The sequence below is a fragment of the Larkinella sp. VNQ87 genome, from assembly GCF_049445795.1.
Lineage (GTDB): Bacteria > Bacteroidota > Bacteroidia > Cytophagales > Spirosomataceae > Larkinella.
In genome coordinates this window covers 58,935-80,532 of the sequence record NZ_JBMSDT010000007.1, presented here as the reverse complement: position 1 = coordinate 80,532, position 21,598 = coordinate 58,935, and the positions used below count along the sequence as shown (strand labels likewise).

Sequence of the window (21,598 nt, the reverse complement as noted above, 5' to 3'; positions counted from 1 at the left end):
TTTTTTCTTTCTTATCCATGAAAAATCTAAAAAAACGACTGAAGCAAGGGGAAACCCTGAACGGATGCTGGTTGAATCTGGGCAGTTCGCTGACGGCCGAAATAGTGGGCCAGGCCGGTTTCGACTGGGTGCTGATCGACCTCGAGCACGGAGCGGGTTCGGAAAAGGACGTGCTGTATCAATTACAGGCCCTGGAACACACCGGGGCCGGAGCCATTGTTCGCGTGGAAAGCGCCGAAAGCCAGCGGATTCACCGGGTGCTCGACATGGGGGCGGAGGGGATTATGTGCCCCAAAATCCGGAACCCGGAAGATGCGCAGAAGGTGGTCGATGGCCTGCATTATCCGCCACACGGGCATCGGGGCGTTGCCAAGATGGTCCGGGCGACCGGTTTTGCGCAGCACTTCGACCGGTATTACGCCGACTCCTACGATACCACGCTGGGCGTGTTGCAGATCGAAACCGTCGAAGTACTGAACCACCTGGACGAAGTAGCGGCTCTGGAGGGCGTGGATGTGCTGTTTATCGGCCCGGCGGATTTGTCGATGGAACTGGGGATTTTCGGGCAATTCAATCATCCCCGGTTCAAGGAGGCTTTGCAGGAAACCGTCGACGCGGCCCGGAAAGCCGGGAAAGCGACCGGCATTCTCTTTTTCAACCCGGACGATTACCAGCGCTACCATGACCTGGGCATCCGGTTCCTGGCCTGCGGCTCCGACGGAACCTTCGTAGCCGACGGCGCCCGGACCCTGGCGGCCAAGTTGAATGCGTTTCGAAGTGTTTATAAGTAACTAGTTATTACACCGAGTTAATCAGAGATCATCAGAGTTATCAGGGATACTCTGGTTAACTCTGATGATCTCTGATTAACTCGGTGTAATAACCTCAAATCTCAAACCTCCTCAACCCCTAAAAACCGCCTGAATGTCTGATCCGCTCTTTATCCTGGCCGTTGGTGTTCTGATTGTTGTCGGAGGCATCATCGGATTGAAACTGCACCCGTTTCTGGCCTTGCTCCTCGGAGCGTTCATCGTTGCCCTGCTCACGCCCGCGTCGGCCATCGAACAGTTTGCCATTGCCAAGGGGACCGCTCCGGCGGCTGCGCAGGCCTTGGCGAAAAAAAGCATCGGCGAGCGCATCGCCACCGAGTTTGGCAACACCTGCGGCAAGATCGGCATCCTGATCGCGATGGCCGCCATCATCGGGAAGTGTATGCTCGAAAGCGGGGCCGCCGAACGCATCATCCGGTCGATGCTGCGGCTCACTGGCATCGAAAAAGCGCCCATCGCCTTTCTCGTCAGCAGCTTTTTTCTGGGCATCCCGGTTTTTTTCGACACGGTTATTTTCCTGATGATGCCGCTCGCCAAAGCCATGACGTTACGGATTGGGAAAAACTACCTGCTGCTGGTGCTCTGCATCATGGCCGGGGCCGCAATGGCCAACTCGCTGGTGCCGCCCGCACCGGGGCCGTTGTTTCTGGTGGGTGAAATGCACATTCCGATTGGCCTGATGATGATCGCCGGAACCATCGTGGGGCTTTTCACGATCACGGCGGGCTACTTTTTCGCGCTCTGGGCCAACCGAAAGTGGCCGATTCCGTTGCGGGACTCGCTGGATGCGAAGCTGGAAGACATTAAATCGATTGCGGCCAAAGAAGACCATCACCTGCCCGGTTTGGGCGTATCGCTGCTGCCGGTGTTGATTCCGCTCGTGTTCATTTGTGCCGATACGGCCATCAACGCCCTCTCCACGCCCGGCCAACCGTTGACTGACTCGGCTTTTCTGAACAATATTCTGAAAGTGATCCGGTTTTTTGGGGATAAAAACATTGCCATCGTCACGGGCGGCATTGTGGCCCTGTTGATTCTGGCGAGTCAGAAGAAAAACAGCAAGGACGGATTGACGCCCTTTGTGCAGGCGGCTTTGATGAGCGGGGGCGGTATTATCCTGATCACGGCGGCCGGGGGCGCGTTCGGCGGGATGTTGCAGCAAACCGGCATCAGCTCCCGCATTGCCGACATGACCAAAGACTACCAGATGGCCTTGATTCCGCTGGCGTTCCTGATTGCCGCCGTCGTCCGGACGGCCCAGGGTTCGGCCACGGTCGCGCTGATCACGGCCTCCGGGATTTTGTCGGGCATGGCCAGTAATGCGAACCTCGAATTTCACCCGGTTTACCTGGGGCTGGCCATTGGCTGCGGTTCCAAGCTGGTGCCCTGGATGAACGACGCCGGTTTCTGGATCATTTGCAAACTGAGTAACCTGACCGAGCAGGAAGCCCTCAAGACCATTTCGCCCTTGCTGGTGGTCATGGGCCTGGCGGGTCTGATCGTCATCCTGATCGGCGCGCAATTGTTTCCACTCGTCTAGTACCCACGGACTTTAGTCCGTGTAGAAGATTCTAAATCCAGGAGTTAGTACAAACTCACACGGACTAAAGTCCGTGGGTACGTTATATGGAAAAAATAGGTTTCATTGGCTTAGGCATCATGGGAAAGCCCATGGCGTTGAATTTACTGAAAGCCGGTTATCCAGTGGCGGTGCTGGAAACGAGCCAGGCATCCGGCGAACTGGTGGAGGCCGGTGCGCAGGCATTTCCCACCAGCCAGGCGCTGGCGCAGGCCAGCGACGTCGTGATCACGATGCTGCCCGACTCGCCGGAGGTGGAACAGGTAGTGCTGGGGCCGGACGGGGTGCTGGCGGGCATTCAACCGGGCGCTCTGTTCATCGACATGTCGACCATCGCGCCGGCGACGGCCCGGACGCTGTACCAACGGATGCAGGAAAAAGGCGTCGAAGCGCTGGATGCGCCGGTATCGGGGGGGCAGGTGGGGGCGGTTTCGGCTTCCTTGTCGATCATGGTCGGAGGAAGCGAAGCGGCTTTCCAGCGCGCCCTGCCGGTTTTTCAGGCAATGGGCAAAAACATCGTCCGGATCGGCGAACCGGGTGCCGGGCAAACCACCAAAGCCTGCAACCAACTCATCGTCGGCATCACGATTCAGGCGGTTTCGGAAGCCTTTACGCTGGCGAAGCAGGCGGGTGTCGATCTCGAAAAAATGCGGGAAGTGCTGTTGGGCGGTTTTGCCCAAAGCCGCATTCTGGACCTGCACGGCAAACGGATGATCGAGCGCAATTTTGCCCCCGGCTTTAAAATCAAACTGCATAACAAGGACCTCGGCATTGCGCTGGCAACCGGCGAAGCATTTGCCGTGCCGCTGAAAGCGACGGCGCTGGTGGCCGGACAGATGAAAGCTGCTCTGGAGGCCGGAGATGGCGAACTGGACCACAGCGCGATTGTCAGGCAGTTGGAGAAGGAATAATAATTTTACCCCCAACCCCCTAAAGGGGGCTTAATGAATCCGGATTTGAAAGCTCCCTTTAGAGGGTTGGGGTTGTAAGTACCTAAACATTCATTTTTAAGCCCTTACCAAGATGAAACGGAAAGAATTTCTCCAAGTGGTTACGGCCGGTTCCGTCGGAGCGGCTGCGTTTGGTCCCGAATCGGCGAAAGCCGAAAACCGGGTCGTGCCCAAAAAAGTCCTGATGAAAGTGGGCTGCCAGTCGGGCGGCACGACGGTCGAAAATCTGGAGTTCAAGGCCCGGCACGGCGTCTACAACCTCGACGGCGGATCGCCCAAAACCATTCCCGGCAAGGGCTGGGATCTCGACGATTCGATGCGGAAGCGGGAAGCCTGCGAAAAATACGGAATCAGCCTCGACGCCTACCACTTTCCGTTGACGTCGGCGGGCATCGACAAGGTGGAATACCCCAACATCATGCTCGGCAAAAGTCCCGAGCGCGACCGCGAAATCGAGATCCTGCAACAAATGATTCAGGTCGCCGGGAAAACCGGCATTAAAGTTTTGAACTACAACACAACGATTCTGCCGGTGTTGCGGACGGGCCGGACCACCGACCCCAAACGCGGGAATGCCGATTACAGCACCTGGAATTACGAGGAAGCCCTGAAACAGAACCATCCGAAAACCGTCGCGGGTGATGTCTCGATCGATCAGATGTTTGAGCGGATTACGTACATGCTCGACCGGATTCTGCCGGTGGCGAAGGAATACAAGGTCAAGATGGCCAACCACATTGCCGATCCGCCGACGCCCGTGGGCTACCGGGGCATCACGCGCTGGAACAGCCCGGACGTGTTTAAAGGCATTCAGCGGTTTGCCAAACTCTACGATTCGGAATACCACGGGTTTAATTTCTGCATCGGCTCCATTGCCGAAGGGTTGAAAGACCCGAAAACCGAGATCATGCCGATTATCAAGTGGGTGGGCGAGCGAAACCAGATTTTCAACGTCCATTTGCGGAACATCAAAGGCGGCTGGAATAACTTCCAGGAAGTGTACCCCGACAACGGCGATATGAATTTTCTGCACGTCGTCCGGGCGCTGCGTGATGTCGGTTTTTCGGGTATGGTGATGCCCGATCATGTGCCGCACCACCGCGATCCGGGTAGTACGTTGCAGGCTTTTTCTTTTGCATACGGATACATCAAAGGACTGCTTCAGGCCGTATCCGACGAAGTCAGTTGAACCCCGTTTTTCTATGCGCACATCGCCCGATTTTTCCGGTAAAACCGGTCCCCGAATCAAAGAAATTACCGTAACACCCATTGCCATTGTCGATCCGCCCTTGCTGAATGCGGCCGGTTTGCACGCGCCGTACGCCCTCCGGACCATTGTGGAACTGCTGACCGATGATGGAGTTTCGGGCATCAGCGAAATACCGGGCAACCGCGACATCGACCGGGCGCTGGAAGCCTCCCGCGATTTGCTGATGGGTCGGGACGTGTTTCAACTCAACGAAATCCGGCGGGTGCTGGTGAACCATTTCGGGACCGACACGGCCGCCCAGCGGGGCGAAACGCCCTGGGATCAGCGGAAGATGGTGCACATTTTCAGTTCCATTGAGGTGGCCTGCCTGGATATCATCGGGAAGGTGACGGGTCGCCCGGTGGTCGATCTGCTCGGGGGTAAAATGCGCGACCGGGTGCCATTTTCGGCCTATCTGTTTTATAAGTACGAAGGCGCGGGCGGAAAACTGGGTTTTGGAACCGACCCGAACGCAACCGGTTGGGCGGCTGCCCGGCAAGCCAGCGGTCTGAACCCGGCCGAAATCGTAGCGCAGGCGCAGGCCATGTGCGCGGAGTTCGGGTTTCAGTCGATCAAACTCAAAGGCGGGGTTTTTGAACCCCGGCAGGAGGTGAACGCCATGTTTGCGCTGCACGAAGCGTTTGGGCCGAATGTACCGCTGCGAATTGACCCCAACGCGCTTTGGACGGTTGAGACCTCGATTCAGTATGGCCGGGAAATGGAACCGATTCTGGAATACCTGGAAGATCCGACGCGCGGGCAGGAAGGCATGGCCCGGGTGCGAAAAGCCATCAAAACACCCCTGGCGACCAACATGTGCACGACCTCGTTCGACGACATTCCGAATAGCATCGCGGTGGGTTCGGAAGACATCATTCTGAGCGATCACCATTTCTGGGGTGGTTTGCGGGCCTCGATGACACTCTCCGGGATTTGCGAAACGTTTGGGCGTGGCTTGTCGATGCACTCCAACAGCCATCTGGGCATTTCGCTGGCCGCGATGGTGCACCTCGGAGCAGCTTTGCCGCAGGTACCGTACGCGCTCGACACGCACTATCCCTGGCAGTCGGACGAGGTGATTGTCGGGGGGCGGTTTTCATTTGAGGAAGGCTCGGTGGCCGTTCCGCAGGAACCCGGTTTGGGGGTGGAACTCGACCGCGCAGCCCTGGCGGCTCTGCACCAGAATTACCTCGACTGCGGCTTAACGAAGCGGGACGACGAAATCGAAATGCAGAAAGTGCAGCCCGGCTGGAAATTCCAGTCCGTCCGCTGGTAACGTACCCACGGGCTAAAGCCCGTTTGAGTTTGTTGGGTTCAAAGGCAGACCCAAAAACCGGACTTCGATGGACAGCTTTACGAATGACCCATTAATTGAAAGAAGCTCGAAATTCCAAAGGCGAAAGATTGGTTTTGGACTTAAACATTTTACTGAATGATTGAGGATGTTCGAAGCCCAATGTATAAGCAATTTCACTGACCGATAAATTAGTAGTTGATAACTTCTCTTTTGCTTTTTCGATTAGTTTATTGTGAATGTGTTGCTGGGTAGTTTGTCCGGTCAGAGTTTTGAGCAAACTGCCCAAATAGTTGGGCGATACGTTCAGTGAATCTGAAATGTATTGAGCGGTGGGTAACCCTTTGTCTATCAGATTATCGTTGCCAAAATAATCATCAAGTATATTTTCCAGTCTTTCAAGTATTTGGTGGCTGCTTTTCTTTCGGGTTATGAATTGGCGTTGATAGAACCGTTCACAATAATTTAGTAACAGTTCTATTTGTGAAATAATGATTTTTTGACTGAATTTATCAATATTAGAGTGGTATTCCCGCTGAATATTCAGGAAAATATCGGTAATGACGGTTTCCTCTTTCTCTGAAAGAAAGAGGGCTTCATTGACAGCGTAGCCAAAGAAATCGCATTGTTTTATAGTCTTAGCCAACGAAGTATTCCAGATAAAATCAGGATGAATCAGCAACAGGAAGCCGGATGGTTTTACGGTAGGTTTTTCGACAGAAAGATGTACCAACTGTCCTGATGCAACAAACGATAATAGTCCTTCATCAAAATCATACTGCTGCTGCCCGTAACGAAACTTACCCTGTATATTCCGTTTCAATCCGATAGTATAAAAATTCTGTACCCAACTGATTTCCTTTTCATCGGTCTGATATTCCACCAGGCCATAATCCACCAGACTTACCAACGGGTGTTCTGGCTTCGGTAAATTGCTCATCTTATGAAACTGGCTAATCGAGCTGAATGTATGTACCTTATTGTTCTTCATGTCTTTATCAGGAAAGTAATTAAAGGTAAACTTCTTTTCAGGAAATCAATTGTTCTGCCATGCTAAATTTATGGGCAACGCATTACAAGGTTGTTATTTATAGACGGTTTTTGGAAACGGAATATAAGTATAGCATAGTTTTCCTACATCATATAAATCGCACCGTTGGTAACCGTTGAATAAAATGTATTGGCTTTCTGATTCCGTTAATGCGTTTAAGTAATGGTTGGTTATCATCACATATGTATCGGTAGGAATGCTATTTTTAAGTAATCGGTGTGCATCTACCAAAACCTTTCCATATAACTTTTGAAATCCGCCAATAGTGTATTGTTCTATACTGCCATAATGGGTTACCGCTTTTAAACTTAAATCTTTTAGAGCAGGGAATTGCTTCTCCAAAAGATCGATTTCCGTTTTGAATGCATTGAACATTGAATAAAATTCAGCCATCAAAAGCTGAATAGGAAATGGTTTTCCAAGCTTGTAAAATAAAACGGCATCGCCTTCTATTTCAGCTATGGAGAGTGATAGCCTGTCTTGTTTTATGATGGTATTAAGTAATGTTCTGACAATCTGAACACCGTTTTGTATATCGATGTTATTGATAAACTTTGTGTATCCGCTAATATCGACAATTAATACGGTTCCCTTCGTATTTGTACTGTCCATAGCCATATTATTTTAGTAAAATATATAGTCAACAAGGCCCTCGCCTTCCTTTAGGTGCGGATAACAAAGGTGATAATTTCGTACTTAAAGGAAGGCGGGGCTCATGCGGGGTTTGCACGTTCGGCCGTTAGGTGGCCGGGAAGCTCGTAGCTGGCATTAATAATCGGTGGATTTGCTCAATGCTTCATGGGCACTCAATTCACTTAGTAAAATGTCAATTTTATTTTTGGCCATTCCAAAAGAATCGCTGCCCATAAAGAAGTGAAGTGGCGGATTTTCATTTTCTGCCAACTGGATAAAAGCCAGTGCTGCTTTTTCAGGATCACCTGGTTGATTGCCTATGATTTGGGTATCGTGGATGACTTCCAGATCTCTTGCTTCTTTGTATTCGGCAATCGGATTTTCGGCTAGGCGAAGCGAGCCTTTCAACAGAAAATTTGTTTTAAAATAGCCGGGATAAACAATCGTTGCCTTTATCCCCAACGATTTTGCTTCTGCCGAAAATGCTTCCGTTAATCCGGCAACGGCAAATTTGGTTGCATTGTAAATACCCCAGCCAGGGAACGCTCCTAAAAATCCGGCAATGGAAGAAATGTTGATAATATGTCCTGATTTTTTGTTACGTAAATGAGGCATTACATTTCTCATTACATTCAATAAACCAAAGACGTTCGTGTCAAAATTTTCACGCGCTTCGCTGTCGCTCAATTCTTCCAAAGTACCTAACTGGCCATAGCCCGCATTGTTCACGACGACATCAATAGTGCCGAATACTTCCACGGTTTTAGCAATGGCGCTACTTACACTTGTTTCATCGGTTACGTTTACTTCCAACGGAAGAAAATTAGCGGATTTGCCTATTTCTTTTTCCAAACTTTCAACCGTTCTGGAAGTAGCGGCTACTTGGTAGCCTTCATTCAATAATCTTTTCACCAGGGATAATCCCAACCCCTTTGATGCTCCGGTTACAAACCATACTTTTTTCGTGTCCATTTTTTTAAGTGTTTAATTGTTAATGATTACACTACAAAGTTGGCAGGATTGTAAATCACGGAAGTAGCTAAATCAACGGTTGTTGTAGCCAAATCAACGATCCGTTGAAGGGCGACCGGGAAGGGCCGTCAGACCGGATGATTTTTCTGCATTTTCGATGTCGATAGCCGCGTAAAAACGACAACCGGCGACGAAAACTCATTCGCCGGATTAGTTTACCCGAAAAACGAAGACTACGCTGGGAGGCAGACGCAGGAAAAGAAAAATAACCAGGTTGCGGGTCAACTAGCCCGTTCGCGCATATAGGCTTTAGGATGAGTTTTGAGGACTCGTTTCAACGGTTTCCATTGTCGGCCAACTCCAGCGCCAGGAACTTGCCGGTATAGCTGCCTTTGGCTTTGGCTACTTTCTCCGGTGTTCCTTCGGCGATGATTTGGCCACCTTTGTTGCCACCTTCCGGGCCGAGGTCGATGACGTGGTCCGAGACCTTGATCACATCCAAGTTGTGTTCGATGATCAGAACCGTATTGCCCCGGTCGGCGAGTTTGTTCAGCACGTCGAGCAGGTGCGAAATATCCTGGAAATGCAGCCCGGTCGTGGGCTCGTCGAGGATGTACAGCGTTTTGCCGGTATCTTTTTTGGACAACTCTTCGGCCAGTTTCACCCGCTGCGCTTCCCCACCCGAGAGCGTGGTCGCGTGTTGGCCCAATGTAATGTAGCCTAAACCGACGTCGTTGAGGGTCTGGACTTTGCGCAGGATTTTCGGCTGGCTCGTAAAAAACTCCAGCGATTGCTCCACGGTCATGTCGAGCACGTCGGCGATGGATTTCCCCTTAAACCGTACCTCCAGCGTCTCGCGATTGAACCGCTTGCCCTTGCAGGTTTCGCACATGACGTGAACGTCCGGCAAAAACTCCATTTCGATTTTCTTCATCCCGGCTCCTTCGCACTCTTCGCAGCGCCCACCTTTGACGTTGAACGAAAACCGCCCCGGTTTGTAGCCCCGGATTTTAGCTTCGGGCAGTTCGGCAAACAGGCTGCGGATGTCCGAGAACATGCCGGTGTACGTGGCCGGGTTCGAGCGGGGCGTCCGGCCAATCGGCGACTGATCGACCTCAATCACTTTATCGAGGTGTTCGAGTCCTTCGACCGACTTGAACGGCAGGGCTTCGCGCTTCGATTTGTAAAAATGCTTGTTCAGAATCGGAAACAGTGTTTCGTGGATGAGCGACGATTTGCCGCTGCCCGAAACGCCCGTGATGCAAACCATCTGGCCCAGCGGTAACTTTAACGTGACGTTCTTGAGGTTATGGCCCGTTGCGCCTTTGATTGTCAGGAAGTTGCCGTTGCCTTTCCGCCGGTTTTTCGGTACGTCGATGGCCCGCCGACCGCTCAGGTAAGCCGCCGTGGTGCTGCCGTTGGTCAGGAATTGCACGGGCGTTCCGGCCCCGACCACCTGCCCGCCGTGACGACCCGCGCCCGGCCCGATGTCCAGAATAAAGTCCGACTCGAGCATCATATCCTTGTCGTGCTCAACAACTAAAACCGTATTGCCCAGGTCGCGCAGGTTTTTGAGCGAATCGATCAGCTTGACGTTGTCGCGCTGGTGCAGGCCGATGCTCGGTTCATCCATAATATACAGAACACCAACGAGTTGGGTGCCGATCTGGGTGGCCAACCGGATTCGCTGCGCTTCGCCACCGGAGAGCGTCCGCAGCGGGCGGTCAAGCATGAGGTAATCCAGGCCGATGTCGAGCAGAAAACCGATCCGTTTGCGGATTTCCTTCAGAATCTCTTTGGCAATCACGTTCTGGCGGTCCGACAGGCGGTTTTCCAGACCGGTCATCCAAACGGCCAGTTCCGCAATGTCCATTCGGGCCAGTTCCGAGATGTTCTTGTTGTCGATCCGGAAATACAACGACTCTTTTTTCAGCCGTGCGCCCTCGCATTCGGGGCAGGTTTTCACGACCGTAAAATCCTTCAGCCACTCCTGAATTTTGTCGGAGCGACCGGCCCCGTCTGCCGTTTCCTGCTGTCGTTTCAGGAAGGTAATCACGCCCTCAAACTTGAAGTTGTAGTAATCCTGCCCGGGGTACTTTTTCGACGGCATCGTGGCGTCTTCTTCGGTTCCGTAGAGCAGGGCGTGCAGCAGTTCCGGCGGGTATTTTTCCACCGGCGTCGTCAGGCTGAGTTTGTATTTTTTCAGAATGACTTCGATTTCCCGAAAAAACCACAACTCGCGGTATTCGCCCAGCGGGGCAATGGCTCCCCGGCTGATACTCAGTGATTTGTCGGGAATGACCGATTCTTCAGTGATTTCTTCAATGATGCCCAGGCCGTTGCAAACCGGGCAGGCACCGTAGGGCGAGTTGAACGAAAACGTGTTGGGCGATGGCTCGTCGTAGCTGATGCCCGATTCGGGGTCCATCAGGTTTTGGGAGAAATACGTCACCTGGTTTTTCTCGTCCAGAATCTGCATGGCACCCTTGCCCTGCTTCAGCGCCGTCTGCACCGACTGGCTCAGCCGGTACCGGTCTTCGGGTTTGGGTACAATCCGGTCGATCACGATCTCGATGTCGTGAACCTTGTACCGGTCGAGCTGCATTTTGGGCACAATATCCTGCACGGCTCCGTCGACGCGCACTTTGGTGTAGCCGAGTTTGGCGACCTGCACGAACAATTCGCGGTAATGTCCTTTTCGGCCTTTCACGATGGGCGCCAGCAGCGTCAGTTTTTTAGTGGCGTAGTGCGTCAGAATCGAGTCGATGATCTGGTCCTGCGACTGCCGCTCCATTTTCCGGCCCGTGACGTACGAAAAGGCTTCCCCGGCGCGGGCGTAGAGCAGCCGCAGAAAGTCGTAAATCTCGGTCGTGGTGCCGACGGTCGAGCGCGGGTTTTTCGAAGTGGTTTTCTGTTCGATGGAAATCACCGGGCTCAGCCCGTTGATCTTGTCGACATCGGGCCGCTCCATGTTGCCGATGAACGAGCGGGCGTAGGCCGAAAAGCTTTCCATGTACCGGCGTTGCCCTTCGGCATAAATGGTATCGAACGCCAGCGACGATTTGCCGCTGCCGCTGATGCCGGTCACGACCACCAGTTTGTTGCGGGGAATAGTAACGTCAATGTTTTTCAGGTTGTGTTCGCGGGCGCCCAATACCTCAATCTGTTCGTAGCCCGTCAGGTCAATGTCAGTAAGCCCGGCAGTTCGGGCGGGGGTGTTATTTTCCGTCACGTTGTGAAAACCTTATTCTAAACCCTAACAGAAAATAAAGTTATGAAGTTTCGGGCAGAGGAAAGTAATCCGGGGGACTTCTTTCGGGGGCGGTTTTGCCCGCCTGGATCGGGTTGGGTAGCTGTTCTCAAGTAGAGAACTCACGTAGAGTTAAGCTACATTCAGCCAAAAATTGTAGGTTATGGTTCCGATTTACGCCCTTTGCAAAATAAATTCAGCCCGAATCTTCAACTTGTCGTTCAGTCGCTTAGCCATATCCATGTTGACCCGCCGTTTTCCGGATAAAACCTCCGATAACCGGGTTTCCGTAACGCCTAACAGCCTGGCCGCGTCTTTCTGCTTCAGGTTTTCCTGAAACATCCGCAAGCGGATCATTTCCGGTAAAGTAGCCGGTTCGACGGGCATCGGATAATGAATGTCCTCATACTTCTCAACGAGCAGGGAGAGTCGTTGTAATTCGGCCAGTTCCGACTCACTGAGCCCGGCTGAACCTTTCGCCAGGAAGCCTTCAATCGCTTCCATCGCTTGCTGGTACTGTTGGTTCGTGTTAATTTCAAGAATCATAGCTACCCCTTAGCTGTTTGTGCCTGCCACATGGCTCATGCGGAAGAAGCATCGATTTTGTCATACTCGGCATGGGTTCCAATAAAGCGGATGTACACCGAGCGAATATTGAAAAAGATCATGGCAACCAGCCGGTATTGATTGCCTTTGATGTTAAAGACAAATCGATCATTTCCGACATAGTCGACTGAATTAAAGGTATTCTTGATATCCGTCAGGCTATTCCAATCGGCGGCCACGGTTTTTAGGTACCATTCGTTAAGGGCGTCGGTTGCCTGAGCGTTGGCCAGCGCATATTCGTTGATAGCTTTCTTCGCAATAACTCGCATTACGTCTAGCGGGTCGAGTGATAAAAACTGTCATAACGTTGGCTTTTGTAGGTGATGGATAAATCTAAGAAGATAATTACATAAAACAAAATTTGATTCTGTTTTATGTAATTATCCGTTTCAGGAGAATTTTACACCTCCAGTACCAGACCTTCGCTTGCCGGGTAGCCGGTGCAGGTCAGCACCCAGCCTTCGGCCAGGTCGTGTTCCGTCAGCACCTCGTTGATCGTCATATGGACCTGCCCGGCCTGCAACCGGGCCGCACAACTCGAACACCGGCCGCCCTTGCAGCTATACGGCAGGTGAACACCGTGATCCAGGGCCGCTTGCAGAATCGATTTGTAAGCCGGTACGTCGATGTCGTATTCGGTTCCGCGAAACCGCAGTAGCATCCGGTGGTCTTTGGCGAGTTCGGGCGGGGGCGTGCGCGTAACTGGCTCAATGACAAAGTTTTCCTTTTTAATGGCGTCCGGCCGAATCCCGGCGTACACCAGCGTAAACTGCACCATCCGCATGAACGCAAACGGCCCGCACACGTACCAACGGGCTTTAGCCCGTTCAAACCGGACCAACTCCGGCAGCATCGTTTCCAGCAGCCAGTTGTTTAGCCGCCCGCGCCGGATGTTACCGGCTTTTCGCCAATCGTCCGACGGCTGGCTGAGCAGATGAATCAATTGAAACCGGTCGGGGTACTGGTTGCGCAGCGCTTCCAGTTGGTCGTAAAAAATAATCGTTTGCTCGCTGGTGTTGCAGTTGAGCAGCGTAACGTGGCTTTGCGGTTCGTCGCGCAGGGCCTGTTTCAGAATACCAAACAAGGGTGAAATACCGCTTCCGGCCCCGATCAGCACCAGATCGCGTTGCCGTTCCGGTTGCGGATCGAGCGTAAACCGCCCCGCCGGGGGCAGGCTCCGGAGTACATCGCCCACGCGCAGGTGATCGAGCAAAAACCGGGAAATCTCGCCGTTTTCCACCCGCTTGATGGTGAGGGTGAGCGGTTCGCCCGGCACCGAACTGAGCGAATACGACCGGCGAACTTCGTGCCCCAGGTGATCGAACAGCAGCGTCAGGAACTGCCCGGCGCGGTAGGGCACCGGTCGGCCGTCGGTCGGCTGTAACATCAGGGTTTTGGTGTCGCGTGTTTCCGAAATAATTTCGGTTACCTGGAGCAGAAGTACGTCCTCGTTCATGTGGGCTTGATAACTTTGTACGGCGGTCTGCCAAATTTCCGTTATAGATTAGCGACCTTTACAGACTAAAAGCGGTTTTTGCGCAAAGTTTAGTTTTTATACGGAATCACACACCTGTTTTGACGTCAACCCGCAGTGGTATGAATAAGTTTACATTGGTCAGTATCCTTTTGGGCGTCGTCGGCCTGATCACCCTCGGGGCATCGGGAAACCGCCCGCGTGCAGGGTATCACCGGTTTTCGGCAGACACCCTGATCGAGATTCGGAAAGATACGCTGATTGAAAAATACCTGAGAGACAGCGCCTACAAAGCCATTTTTCGGCGCGACACCACGTTTCGCGTCGATTCGGCGGCTTTGAAGGCCCAGGCCGACAGCCACAAAGTAGCCCTGCCGGACGTAGTAACGGGCGATTTAAATGGATTAGCGGTTTGTGCCGGGTCACCGGTTTCGGTGCCCTATACCTCGTCGGGCGGGCGGTTTTCGCCCGATAACCAGTTTGTGCTGCAACTGGTCGATGCCGCCGGAAAAGTAACCAACCTGAGTGAACCTGCCAAAGCCGGGGCCTTCGGGAACGGCACGTTGTCGGGCGTGATTCCGGTCAATACGGCCGCCGGGAGCCGGTACGGACTGCGGGTGTCGTCGACGAACCCGGTGGTCAACGGCACGCTGCAAGCCTTGCGGGTGTTGCCCGCGCCCACCGCCCGGATCGAACTGGCCGACGGCAGCAACGCCGTGACGGTGTTGCCCGGCCAACCGGCGACCTTTCGCGTGGCCCTGAGCGGGCACGGGCCGTGGTCGTTCGTGTTGTCGGACGGCACGAAGGTGCAAAACACGATGACCACGCCCTACGAAGTGACCGTTACGCCCGATAAGCCGACCGTTTACAAAGTCGTCAACGTCAGCGGGCCGTGCGGTACGGGTACGGTTTCGGGCGAAATCATTGTCAATGTCAATGAAAACCCGAATCCGGAAATTGCCCTCAAAGCACCAAACGGCGGCTACCGAATTTGTACCGGAACGCCCTTTCAAGTAGCGTTTACGGCAACGGGCAAATACCAGGCCGGGAACGGTTTTGTGGTGCAACTGGCCGACTCGACCGACAACTGGACGACGATTTCTAACGCCGGCACGGCCAGCCCGTTGGTGGCCCGGCTGCCGTACGGGATTTCGCCCAAAGGTTCGTACAAAATCCGCGTGATGGCGACCTTGCCGTCGGTTAGCAGCCGAACCGAGAACCTGGCTGTCGCGGCCCAGGCCGTCGCGGTGTTGCGGAACGATACCGTTCGGATCGACGAAGGAAAAACCGCTGAACTGACCGTCGATTTTGGCGGGGGAGGGCCGTGGTTTGTACTGCTGTCCGACGGAACCTACGAAAACAACATCACCCGCAGTCCGCACACGATCCGGGTGACGCCGAACAATCCGACGCCGTACGCCATCACCTCGGCGGGTGGGGCCTGCGGGGTGGGTGAATACAGTGGGCGGGCGTTTGTGAAGGTTAACATTCCGCCGTCGACCATCACGACCGGCAACCTGTCGGCCCGTACAATCTGCCACGGTTCCGAAATCACGGTGCCATTTACGACCGGGGGGCGGTTTTATGCCAACAACAAATACATTGTACAGGTGGCCGACACCAGCGGGCGGTTTATCGGTTTGCCCACGACGTATAAAGATGGTGTGCTGAAAGCCGTCGTGAACCCGGCCTACCTGAAAGATACGCTGAATACCGTGCGGCTGCGCGTTACCTCGACCAGCCCAGCCGTGGCCGGTTCGGAAACTACGATCAAGGTGCTGGCCCCGAACGTGAGTCAGGCGGTGGTATCGGGCGAGGGCATCATCCGGCCCGGCCAGACCGCCAAGGTGCGGGTGGCTTTCAAAAACGGGTTGCCGCCCTGGTCGTTCGTGCTATCCGACGGTGCGAAAGTGAACGGGACCTTCCTGAACCCGTATGTGCTGACCGTGGCCCCGACCAAATCGACCGAATATACGGTTACATCCCTAAGCAGTTCCTGCGGAGCCGGAATCCCCACAGGTCGGGCGCTGGTGACGGTGGAGGGGAATTAGATCACCTCCCCGCAGCCTCCCGGTCTACCCAGACAAACGCATTCGGGTGGGTCTGCATGATGCTGGCCGGAAACTCCTCGGTGACGGGGCCTTGCAGGGCGGTTTGGATCGCGGGCGCTTTTTTGGAGCCGCTGGCAATCAGGATGGCTTCGCGGGCGTCCATCAGTTGTTGCAGGCCGGTCGTAATGCCGAGCGTCAGCGGGGTGGGCGTGGAGAAGTATTTTTGCCCGACGGTAATGGTTGTTTCGGCCAGTTCCGAAACGTGGGCTTTCAGGGTGAAGGGCGTGCCGGGTTCGTTGAGGGCAATGTGGCCGTTCAGCCCGACGCCCACCAGAATCAGATCAAAACCGCCCCGCTCGTCGACAAACCGGTTCATCTGCTCACATTCGGCTTCCAGATCGGCGGCTTGGGCGTCGAACAGCCGGTATTGCTCCGGCCCAATGCCCAGCGGCCCGAACAGTTCGCGCTGGAGGTAATTGGCGCAACTCCCTTCGCTCTCCGGCCCCAACCCCACCCACTCGTCCAGCCCGACAAAGGTGCAGCGGTCGACGCGGGTTTTACCTTCTCGGACCAGTTGGACCAGCGCCCGGTAGGTGCCCACGGGCGTATCGCCGGAGGCCGCGCAGATCAGCGCGTCGGGCTTGCGGTTCAACAAATCGGCAATGTGTTGGGCGGTATGGCGCGAGAGCGCATTGTAGTCGGGGAAGATCTGGAAGTTCATGGCCGGTTTTGGTTTAGGCGCTACAAGATAACCGCAGCCTATGAAAACCGGTATAAACAGCCCCCGAATTTTCAGTTTTTCCGCCGAACCGACCCTTGTCTACTCGCCATATTCAATCACCATGCAGTTAAAGCAGTACCAGGGCGACTGGTTGCCGTAAAAATCGAGCGTCACGGTGCCGTCGGCCGCGAAGGTGCCATTTTTGTTGCGAACCCGGATTTTAGCCCCGCTCGGTTCGTGCACCGCCGAAATCCGGTACCGCCCGATGGGCACGTCGACCAGTTTTCCGTAGGAATTAGTCCGGGGCTGGCCGCTTTTGAGTTTCAGGGTTTTGCCCGTCGAACCGTCGATCAGCGGCCCCACCGGCGTCAGCGTGAACAGGATGTTTTCAACGTCGTACAACTCACTCCCGATTTCTTTGTCGAGTGTAATCGTTCCGCCGTAAAACCGCCCGGCATGATCGGGGTATTCTCCGTTCAAAGCCCATTGAAAGTTGCGAACGGCCCCGTCCTGGGTGAAGCCTTCGGGCTCGTCAGGGCGCAGATCAAGCTCGTAGGTCTGCCCGTGGTAACTGACCTGAAGCTGGGCTGTGGCCTGATACGTGGAAGCAGCCGCCGGTAAGGCAATGGAATACGCGCCGTTCGCGTCGCTTCGGGTGACCAGGTTGCTGTTGTACAGCCAGGTATTGTCGGCCACGATCTCGGCTCCTTTCAGCGGTTTTCCCTGCGGATCGGTCACCTTGCCGGTCAGGTGGCCTTTTTTGGGTTGATCGGGCGAAAGCTCGCTGCCATCGCCTTTGCATCCGGCCAGCAGGGCCACCGCCAGCAGGCAGTTGGCCAGCGGAAGTGCATTCGTGAAGGTGTTCATTGTATTTGTTGCGTACAGGTATTTGCGCGCGGACCTTCGGGCGGAAGCCGCTATTCAAGCCCCAAAAGAAGGCAGAAAAAAGGGAGAAGGGGACCGGTTCTATGTGAAGCGCCGGAAATTTTATCTGAACCGGTTTGCCGGTTTTTCAAAAAGAAGCAAACCGGTTTTCTACACGGGCATCTGCGCCCGCAACTCCGCCACCTGGTTCCGGTGGCGGTCGATATGAAACCGCAGGAATTCAAACCGCTGCCCGACATCCAGCGGACCCGAAATCGGATGCGGGTGAATGATGGCCTCGAAATCTTCATCGGCCAGTTCCTGACTCAGCTTTGTCAGGGGTTGTTGCAGGCTCTCCAGCGCAGCCAGCCAGAACGCCACCGAACCACCCATGCGGGGTGCGGCAATGGGTGGCACCTTTTCTTTCACTTGCCAGGTCCGGGCCACAATTTCTTCAATCGGTAAGCCTCGGTGGATGAGTTCGCCGGTCCAGACGGGCGGTTTGCCGTCGCGTTTGTCCTGCAAAATCCGCCACATGCCCCAGATGCCGCCGTGTTCGGCCCAGTACAGATGTTCGGTGATGTCAACGGCGCTCCAGGCATCCGGGTCGGGTTTCCAGCGGGCCTGTGCTTCCGTAAGTTGTTGCACATCACCAATATACCGGCTTCGGGCAGTCGCTACCGAGTCAAGAAGCTGTTCGAGAGACATGAAATGTAAGGGTTGCGTCAGTGGCTGATCGGCCGTGGGCAAGTTAAGAAAAACCGCGTACGCTGAGGAAAAGCCGTTTACAAAATTTACAAGCCGGTTTTCGTTGGTAAAAAAGCCGTTCTGGTGCGATATTGCAGACTCCGGGCTACCAGGGCCGCAACGTTCAACGAAACATGATTCAATTCAAGCGATTAGACCACATTTTGATTGCGATCCCGGAAGGCAAACGGGAGGAAGCGCGCACCTTTTACACTCAGGTGCTGGGCCTGACCGAAGTACCCGGCGAACATCCGGGCGGGGCGCTCTGGTTTTCGATCGGTGACATTGAGCTTCACCTTCGCGAGGAAGCCCCCGGACCGTATTCCAAACGGCATCCGGCTTTTGAAATCACGAACCTGGACGAAGCCAGGGCCGAACTGGCCAATCAGGGAATCGAGATTACGTACTCGTCCGACATCGACGGGCGGCAGCGGTTTTTCTTCCACGATCCCTTCCAGAACCGCATCGAATTACTGCAATTCATCGATTAACCGGAAATTCCTATACACTGGAAAAGATACCCCCGCAGCCTGGGCGGGGTACGGGACGTGTTGTAGGTGCCGGGTAGCCAATGAAAATTGCCCAATGGGGTCTTCAGCACCGGCGCGTATTCAATCCCGGTGAGGTCATACGGATTTAGGGCGGTTATCAGAACTGGAAATAGATGAACGAGTTCGTGCTTTTCTGGGTCAGAATCAGTAAAATTACCATGCCCGCCCAGACCAGGCCGAGTAGCCACCACGGCAGTCGCGCTCCGAGTTTCACCAGCGACGAATTTCGCATCGACCAATGACAGGCAATCAGAATCGTCGTCACTGAGCTGACTTTCAGGATGTCGAGGGATGTGAGCAGGGCTGCTCCGTTGGGAATGACGCCAAACATCGACAGCAGAATTCGCATCGCACTGCCGAAATCGGGCGTGCGGAAAAACACCCAGGTGATGTCGACCAGAAACAACGTGAGCAGCGCCAGACCGAAATTGCCCACTTTGCCGTTCCACGAAACCGGGAGCATCGAAGCCTGTGCAACGGACCCAACCAAGGCCGAATCCGGCCGATTTGTTCCGGCAAAACTACGCTGCCGTTTCCCGGACCAATCCCGGATCAGCCGTTCGGCGCATAGAAAAACACCGTGCAACCCGCCCCAAATCACAAAATTCCAGGAGGCTCCGTGCCACAATCCGCCCAGCAACATCGTGATCATCAGGTTGATATAGGTTCTGGTAGCTCCCTTGCGGTTTCCGCCCAGCGGAATGTAGAGGTAATCGCGCAGCCAGGTTGAGAGCGTAATGTGCCACCGACGCCAGAAATCCGAAAAACCGATGGACGCGTACGGATACCGAAAATTGTCGGGCAGGACAAACCCCAGACACAGCGAAATGCCGATGGCGCAGGTCGAATAGCCCGCAAAATCACAGAAGATCTGTCCTGAAAACGCCATGACGCCCATCCAGGCATCCAGCGGCTGCACCGGAAAAGGTACCCCAAAAACCGTATCGGCGGAGTCGGCCAGGAGCGTATCCGCAACCACGACTTTCATGAACAGCCCGAGCGACAGCAGAAAAAGCCCCCAGGTCATCTGCTGAGTCGTGGCGCGGTGGGGTTCCTTAAACTGCGGAATCAGGTCTTCGGGCCGGACAATCGGCCCCGCTACCAGGTGCGGAAAGAACGTAACGAAGAGGGCAAAGTTCAGAAAAGAAGGTTCCGGCTCAGCTTTCCGGCGGTACACATCCAGCGTATACGAAAGTGTTACGAAGGTGTAGAAGGAAATACCGACGGGTAGGATTATATCGGGTTTGGCTGCCTGAAACACAATGCCCATCGCCGACAGCAAAGCCGTAAAATTTTCCAGCAAAAAACCGCCATATTTAAAGTAGCTCAACATGCCGAGGTTAAGCAACAGGCTGACGGTCAGGAGGAGTTTGCGGGGGGCGGATCGCTGTTCGCAGGAAATCAGCCGGGCCATGTAAAAATCCACCACCGTTGAGAGCCAGAGCAGCAAAATGAAGGGCGGATTCCAGAGGGCGTAAAATAAGTAGCTGGTCAGTAGTAAGTTAACCTTCTTTATCTTCCAGGGTAGAGGAAGGTTGTGCAGCACCAAAAGCAGCACAAAGAAGAGGGCGAAACTGTAGGAGTTGAAAACCATGATCGTTTTGAGCTATTGGTGGGGAAGAAGCAAAGCGGTAACGACGGGCGTTTGGGTCGGTCGGATCGGGATGGCCCAGCCGGTTTTCTGCTTCAGAATCGGAATGAAATCCCGCGTGAACGTGACCGCATCGTTCGGCGCCAGGTGCGACCACTCCGGGCATCGGTATTTAGACAATGCCGGGAAATCCGCAAAGTAAATACCGGGTGTCCGGGTATGCGCCAGCAGCCGATCCCAGTATTTGGCCCGCGGGTGGCTCCTTTTTTCGACTTCGTAGAAGAGACCGTCCGAAGGCATCCGGACAAAAACCACCTGACCACCCCGTGCCCGAATCTGGTCGACCGACTTCTTGACGGAATCGAAAATGCCCGTTAGCATCGCATCCGGCATGGTTTGTTTCGGGCTGTGGGCACCAATGTCCAGCCAAACCGCTTTCACTTTGTTCTGAATGGCGGTATCAGCCACGATCGCATCCGTCATGGCTTCCTGTCGGTCGGACTTAGTAATCGAAAATTCCTTTGGAAATTTCGGCCCACCCCAGGTACCCGGGCGGGGCGGAATGGGCAGGTCGGTCAGCAAGGGCCTGAGCGCCAGTCGTTCTTCGTCCAAGAAGTAAAGCCAGGGTTCCAGTGCCCGGTTGATGTGGAAGCTAATTTGCTGGGAAAGCGACCACTTGGGATAAAAAGTAACCCGTTTGGTAGCCTCCCGTTCCGGGAACGAACCGTCGGGCGCAAAGAAAAGAGCTTCGGTAACGCCAATGATGAGTGTTCCTTTGAAGTTCGGATCATTGGCCAGATCCGTCAGCAAGGGTCGGGGGGCTGTCCCCACCAGAGCGAGTTGTACCGGTTTTTCGCCGGTCATGGCTTCCCAGGTAGCCAGATCCAGGTCGAACTTGACGCGTGATGACCCAATGATAACTGGTTTCGACGGACTGCTCCGGTAAATCTCTTTCCGGGTGTGCGCCCACAGGCTTTCGTCGTCATTGTAGGAAAGCCCGAGGTTCTGGCTGCGCCAATACAGCTCCCAGCCAACGACAAACGTCAGAATCAGAGCCAGTGTCAACAGACTCGACTTTAGAAGTGGTATCATTTTTTTATATGTTATCCCGTTGTTTATCAGCTTGTTCGGTATAATTTACACCGCAGGGTGTTTAAAACAGGCGTGTTATTTACTAACCGGTCG

The 21,598-nt window shown here is 54.2% G+C and carries 19 protein-coding genes; 7 read left to right on the top strand and 12 right to left on the bottom strand.

The features are described from left to right. Positions 1–17 precede the first annotated feature (17 nt). The 5 genes from ACO2Q8_RS13435 (at position 18) to ACO2Q8_RS13415 (ending at position 5,884) form a co-directional block, all read left to right on the top strand. Positions 18–791 carry an HpcH/HpaI aldolase family protein gene (locus tag ACO2Q8_RS13435; RefSeq protein ID WP_423345337.1) on the top strand — a complete coding sequence of 258 codons (774 nt, stop codon included), beginning with the start codon at positions 18–20 and terminating at the stop codon, positions 789–791. Positions 792–924: 133 nt separating this feature from the next. After that, positions 925–2,370 carry a GntP family permease gene (locus tag ACO2Q8_RS13430; protein ID WP_423345336.1) on the top strand — a complete coding sequence of 482 codons (1,446 nt, stop codon included), beginning with the start codon at positions 925–927 and terminating at the stop codon, positions 2,368–2,370. A gap of 86 nt (positions 2,371–2,456) precedes the next feature. Beyond that, positions 2,457–3,320, top strand: a complete 864-nt coding sequence (locus tag ACO2Q8_RS13425) for a 2-hydroxy-3-oxopropionate reductase (RefSeq protein WP_423345335.1) — start codon at positions 2,457–2,459, stop codon at positions 3,318–3,320. 112 nt (positions 3,321–3,432) lie between these two features. Further along, on the top strand, positions 3,433–4,548 hold the full coding sequence (locus ACO2Q8_RS13420; protein WP_423345334.1) for a mannonate dehydratase: 1,116 nt from the start codon (positions 3,433–3,435) through the stop codon (positions 4,546–4,548). A gap of 13 nt (positions 4,549–4,561) precedes the next feature. Then, complete coding sequence (locus ACO2Q8_RS13415; RefSeq protein WP_423345333.1) at positions 4,562–5,884, top strand: enolase C-terminal domain-like protein; 1,323 nt, start codon at positions 4,562–4,564, stop codon at positions 5,882–5,884. A gap of 91 nt (positions 5,885–5,975) precedes the next feature. On the opposite strand, the gene ACO2Q8_RS13410 is transcribed toward ACO2Q8_RS13415, so the two are convergent. The 7 genes from ACO2Q8_RS13410 to ACO2Q8_RS13380 form a co-directional block, all read right to left on the bottom strand. After that, the gene (locus ACO2Q8_RS13410; RefSeq protein WP_423345332.1) at positions 5,976–6,893 is read right to left on the bottom strand and encodes a helix-turn-helix domain-containing protein; all 918 of its coding nucleotides are present in this window, start codon (positions 6,891–6,893) and stop codon (positions 5,976–5,978) included. A gap of 93 nt (positions 6,894–6,986) precedes the next feature. Further along, entirely contained in the window at positions 6,987–7,565 is a 579-nt protein-coding gene (locus tag ACO2Q8_RS13405; RefSeq protein WP_423345331.1) for a DUF2652 domain-containing protein, read from the bottom strand. A gap of 156 nt (positions 7,566–7,721) precedes the next feature. Next, the gene (locus ACO2Q8_RS13400) at positions 7,722–8,558 is read right to left on the bottom strand and encodes an SDR family oxidoreductase (RefSeq protein ID WP_423345330.1); all 837 of its coding nucleotides are present in this window, start codon (positions 8,556–8,558) and stop codon (positions 7,722–7,724) included. Positions 8,559–8,892: 334 nt separating this feature from the next. Next, entirely contained in the window at positions 8,893–11,790 is a 2,898-nt protein-coding gene (gene uvrA, locus ACO2Q8_RS13395; RefSeq protein WP_423345329.1) for an excinuclease ABC subunit UvrA, read from the bottom strand. A gap of 192 nt (positions 11,791–11,982) precedes the next feature. After that, complete coding sequence (locus ACO2Q8_RS13390; RefSeq protein WP_423345328.1) at positions 11,983–12,354, bottom strand: helix-turn-helix domain-containing protein; 372 nt, start codon at positions 12,352–12,354, stop codon at positions 11,983–11,985. Positions 12,355–12,389: 35 nt separating this feature from the next. After that, the gene (locus ACO2Q8_RS13385; RefSeq protein WP_423345327.1) at positions 12,390–12,683 is read right to left on the bottom strand and encodes a type II toxin-antitoxin system HigB family toxin; all 294 of its coding nucleotides are present in this window, start codon (positions 12,681–12,683) and stop codon (positions 12,390–12,392) included. A 131-nt stretch (positions 12,684–12,814) separates the two neighbouring features. Continuing rightward, positions 12,815–13,870, bottom strand: a complete 1,056-nt coding sequence (locus ACO2Q8_RS13380) for a 2Fe-2S iron-sulfur cluster-binding protein (RefSeq protein WP_423345326.1) — start codon at positions 13,868–13,870, stop codon at positions 12,815–12,817. A gap of 140 nt (positions 13,871–14,010) precedes the next feature. Between ACO2Q8_RS13380 and ACO2Q8_RS13375 the strand changes: the two genes are divergently transcribed. After that, positions 14,011–15,939 carry a hypothetical protein gene (locus ACO2Q8_RS13375; RefSeq protein ID WP_423345325.1) on the top strand — a complete coding sequence of 643 codons (1,929 nt, stop codon included), beginning with the start codon at positions 14,011–14,013 and terminating at the stop codon, positions 15,937–15,939. Position 15,940: 1 nt separating this feature from the next. Here ACO2Q8_RS13375 and ACO2Q8_RS13370 read toward each other — a convergent pair whose 3' ends face one another. The 3 genes from ACO2Q8_RS13370 to ACO2Q8_RS13360 all read right to left on the bottom strand — a co-directional run bounded on the left by ACO2Q8_RS13370 (position 15,941) and on the right by ACO2Q8_RS13360 (position 18,232). Next, on the bottom strand, positions 15,941–16,660 hold the full coding sequence (locus ACO2Q8_RS13370; protein ID WP_423345324.1) for a glucosamine-6-phosphate deaminase: 720 nt from the start codon (positions 16,658–16,660) through the stop codon (positions 15,941–15,943). Positions 16,661–16,759: 99 nt separating this feature from the next. Beyond that, entirely contained in the window at positions 16,760–17,527 is a 768-nt protein-coding gene (locus ACO2Q8_RS13365; RefSeq protein ID WP_423345323.1) for a carboxypeptidase-like regulatory domain-containing protein, read from the bottom strand. 168 nt (positions 17,528–17,695) lie between these two features. Next, entirely contained in the window at positions 17,696–18,232 is a 537-nt protein-coding gene (locus ACO2Q8_RS13360) for a DinB family protein (protein WP_423345322.1), read from the bottom strand. 173 nt (positions 18,233–18,405) lie between these two features. Between ACO2Q8_RS13360 and ACO2Q8_RS13355 the strand changes: the two genes are divergently transcribed. After that, positions 18,406–18,762, top strand: coding sequence for a VOC family protein (locus ACO2Q8_RS13355; RefSeq protein WP_423345321.1), 357 nt, complete (start codon positions 18,406–18,408; stop codon positions 18,760–18,762). Between the two features lie 157 nt (positions 18,763–18,919). Here ACO2Q8_RS13355 and ACO2Q8_RS13350 read toward each other — a convergent pair whose 3' ends face one another. Both ACO2Q8_RS13350 and ACO2Q8_RS13345 read right to left on the bottom strand, forming a co-directional pair. Beyond that, positions 18,920–20,416, bottom strand: coding sequence for an MBOAT family O-acyltransferase (locus ACO2Q8_RS13350; protein WP_423345320.1), 1,497 nt, complete (start codon positions 20,414–20,416; stop codon positions 18,920–18,922). A gap of 12 nt (positions 20,417–20,428) precedes the next feature. Beyond that, the gene (locus ACO2Q8_RS13345) at positions 20,429–21,505 is read right to left on the bottom strand and encodes a hypothetical protein (protein ID WP_423345319.1); all 1,077 of its coding nucleotides are present in this window, start codon (positions 21,503–21,505) and stop codon (positions 20,429–20,431) included. Positions 21,506–21,598 lie beyond the last annotated feature (93 nt).

Excerpts from the sequence above, each read along its gene's own strand:
- ACO2Q8_RS13435 (WP_423345337.1), top strand. The coding sequence starts at position 18 with ATGAAAAATCTAAAAAAACGACTGAAGCAAGGGGAAACCCTGAACGGA.
- ACO2Q8_RS13430 (WP_423345336.1), top strand. The coding sequence starts at position 925 with ATGTCTGATCCGCTCTTTATCCTGGCCGTTGGTGTTCTGATTGTTGTC.
- ACO2Q8_RS13425 (WP_423345335.1), top strand. The coding sequence starts at position 2,457 with ATGGAAAAAATAGGTTTCATTGGCTTAGGCATCATGGGAAAGCCCATG.
- ACO2Q8_RS13420 (WP_423345334.1), top strand. The coding sequence starts at position 3,433 with ATGAAACGGAAAGAATTTCTCCAAGTGGTTACGGCCGGTTCCGTCGGA.
- ACO2Q8_RS13415 (WP_423345333.1), top strand. The coding sequence starts at position 4,562 with ATGCGCACATCGCCCGATTTTTCCGGTAAAACCGGTCCCCGAATCAAA.
- ACO2Q8_RS13410 (WP_423345332.1), bottom strand. The coding sequence starts at position 6,893 with ATGAAGAACAATAAGGTACATACATTCAGCTCGATTAGCCAGTTTCAT.
- ACO2Q8_RS13405 (WP_423345331.1), bottom strand. The coding sequence starts at position 7,565 with ATGGACAGTACAAATACGAAGGGAACCGTATTAATTGTCGATATTAGC.
- ACO2Q8_RS13400 (WP_423345330.1), bottom strand. The coding sequence starts at position 8,558 with ATGGACACGAAAAAAGTATGGTTTGTAACCGGAGCATCAAAGGGGTTG.
- ACO2Q8_RS13390 (WP_423345328.1), bottom strand. The coding sequence starts at position 12,354 with ATGATTCTTGAAATTAACACGAACCAACAGTACCAGCAAGCGATGGAA.
- ACO2Q8_RS13385 (WP_423345327.1), bottom strand. The coding sequence starts at position 12,683 with ATGCGAGTTATTGCGAAGAAAGCTATCAACGAATATGCGCTGGCCAAC.
- ACO2Q8_RS13380 (WP_423345326.1), bottom strand. The coding sequence starts at position 13,870 with ATGAACGAGGACGTACTTCTGCTCCAGGTAACCGAAATTATTTCGGAA.
- ACO2Q8_RS13375 (WP_423345325.1), top strand. The coding sequence starts at position 14,011 with ATGAATAAGTTTACATTGGTCAGTATCCTTTTGGGCGTCGTCGGCCTG.
- ACO2Q8_RS13370 (WP_423345324.1), bottom strand. The coding sequence starts at position 16,660 with ATGAACTTCCAGATCTTCCCCGACTACAATGCGCTCTCGCGCCATACC.
- ACO2Q8_RS13365 (WP_423345323.1), bottom strand. The coding sequence starts at position 17,527 with ATGAACACCTTCACGAATGCACTTCCGCTGGCCAACTGCCTGCTGGCG.
- ACO2Q8_RS13360 (WP_423345322.1), bottom strand. The coding sequence starts at position 18,232 with ATGTCTCTCGAACAGCTTCTTGACTCGGTAGCGACTGCCCGAAGCCGG.
- ACO2Q8_RS13355 (WP_423345321.1), top strand. The coding sequence starts at position 18,406 with ATGATTCAATTCAAGCGATTAGACCACATTTTGATTGCGATCCCGGAA.
- ACO2Q8_RS13350 (WP_423345320.1), bottom strand. The coding sequence starts at position 20,416 with ATGGTTTTCAACTCCTACAGTTTCGCCCTCTTCTTTGTGCTGCTTTTG.
- ACO2Q8_RS13345 (WP_423345319.1), bottom strand. The coding sequence starts at position 21,505 with ATGATACCACTTCTAAAGTCGAGTCTGTTGACACTGGCTCTGATTCTG.